This window comes from Paenibacillus flagellatus (assembly GCF_003217775.1).
Taxonomy (GTDB): Bacteria; Bacillota; Bacilli; order Paenibacillales; family NBRC-103111; genus Paenibacillus_AB; species Paenibacillus_AB flagellatus.
Genome location: NZ_QJVJ01000033.1, coordinates 1 through 2,065, shown reverse-complemented (window position 1 = coordinate 2,065; position 2,065 = coordinate 1). Strand labels below are relative to the sequence as shown.

The window sequence follows — 2,065 nt, the reverse complement described above, 5'->3', positions numbered from 1 at the left end:
TGTCACCGCCGGGATATAATTGACCCATCGTCGCCGGAATGAAAATGACCCACCCCTGTAGAATACATCTCTCTGAAAATACCGACCAAAGTAGCTTCAGAGGGGAGACATATGCTAAGGAGTGGGACAGTGATTAGATTACACGAACTGCAGGCGAGCGGCAAGAGTATCCGCGAAATTACGAGAGAAACGGGCCATTCCCGAAATACCATTCGTAAATATCTTCGAGCTGACGGAATCCCGGAACCTCGTTCGCGAAAGAAACGATCCTCCAAACTCGATCCGTTCAAATCGGTGCTGGATCAATATCTGGCCAAGGGAATCTTCAATTGTGAAGTACTGCTGCGCCTCCTGAAGGATCGAGGCTACACCGGAAGCATCACAATCATCAAGGATTACGTGAAACCGCATCGCCCGCCGAAACAGGCGCCGGCAGTACAACGGTATGAGACAAAAGCCGGGCACCAAGCCCAAGTGGATTGGAAGATTTGCGAGTATATCGATTTGAATGGTGAAGTGCGAAAGATCGCCGTTTTTGCGATGGTGCTGGGTTATTCCCGGGCGATGTACATCGAATTTACAAAGCGCTGCGACATCCACAGTTTCTTGCGCTGCATGATGAACGCTTTGGACTACTTCGGCGGCGTTCCAAAGACGATGCTGACCGACCAAATGAAGACCGTTATTCTGGGCATGGGCGATGATCGAAAACCAAAGTGGCATCCACTGTTTGAGGACTTTGCGGCGGCCATCGGCATGGTTCCCAAGGTTTGTCGCGTACGACGACCCCAGACGAAGGGGAAGGTCGAACGGAGCGTTCAATTCGTCGAGCAAAACTTTATGCCGGGAAGACAATTCACGGATCTCGGGGACTTGAACCGCCAAGCTCGGCAGTGGTGTGACGAGCAAAATCGCCGCATTCACGGCACGACCGGAGAACGGCCGATCGATCGTTTGGAGCAAGAAATGTTCGGATCGCTTCCGCCTGCAGAGCGCTTGGCCAAGTACCGGTTTGAGCCACGGAAGGCAAGCCGCGACGGGTTTGTGAGTTACGACGGCGTGCGTTACGGCGTTCCGTGGCGGTTTAGCGGGCGTGAAGTGAAAGTGCGGGAAGTGAACGGATTCGTCGAGATTTTCTACGAAAAGCAACTCATCGCCCGGCACGAAAAGCAATACCGATCACGGACACTGGTGATGTGCGAGAACCAATACACGAACCTGAGCACGGCTCAAGGGTACGCCTATCCCAAGCCGCAAGGCATTCAGGTTCCTTCGCAAGATGTGGAAGTTCGCCCGCTTGACGTGTATGAGCGACTTATGGAGGTGGGCGCATGATCGAGCTCGAACAAGCCCGCCTCCGTCTAGAGGAGCTCGGTTTAGAGCAAGCCGCTCACGCTTTAGATGCGAAGTTGGAAGCCGCTAGTCGCAGCCAAAGCACATATCTCTCCTTCCTGAACGAACTGCTCGATGCCGAGATTCAGGAGCGCCAACGGCGAAACGTGGAGGTCCGGATGAAGCTTTCGCATCTGCCTTACCGGCGGACGCTGAACGAGTTCGACTTCTTGTTTCAACCGGGGCTGGATGAGCGGCTGATTCGTGAACTGGCGTCACTGACGTTCGTTGGGAGGCAAGAAAACGTACTGTTTCTCGGTCCTCCCGGCGTCGGAAAAACGCATTTAGCCGTGGCCATCGCCATGGAGGCAATTGGGCAAGGATTGCCCGTGTATTTCGTGTCGCTCGCGCAGCTCGTGGGCGACCTACGGAAAGCTTACGAAGAGAATCGCCTGGACAAGCGAATGAGGGTATATCTCCGTCCACGCATTCTCATCGTGGACGAGGTGGGCTACCTCCCCCTCGATTCGCTGGCTGCGAACCTGTTTTTTCAGTTGGTTTGTGCGCGCTACGAGAAAGGAAGCCTAATTCTGACCAGCAACAAGAGCTTTGGCGAGTGGGGCGAACTTATGGGCGATCCCGTTCTTGCAACAGCTGTCCTCGACCGCTTACTGCATCACTCCCATGTCGTGAACATCCGAGGGAACAGCTACCGGCTCAAGGAAAAACTAAA

Annotated in this window: 2 protein-coding genes; both read left to right on the top strand. The window is 54.1% G+C overall.

The features are described from left to right. Positions 1 to 111 precede the first annotated feature (111 nt). Positions 112 to 1,335, top strand: a complete 1,224-nt coding sequence (gene istA, locus DLM86_RS31630; protein WP_110844239.1) for an IS21 family transposase — start codon at positions 112 to 114, stop codon at positions 1,333 to 1,335. Further along, positions 1,332 to 2,065 (top strand): IS21-like element helper ATPase IstB (gene istB / locus DLM86_RS31625; RefSeq protein WP_110844237.1); only part of this gene is annotated, 734 nt, incomplete at its 3' end. The genes istA and istB, both read left to right, overlap by 4 nt.

Excerpts from the sequence above, each read along its gene's own strand:
- istA (WP_110844239.1), top strand. The coding sequence starts at position 112 with ATGCTAAGGAGTGGGACAGTGATTAGATTACACGAACTGCAGGCGAGC.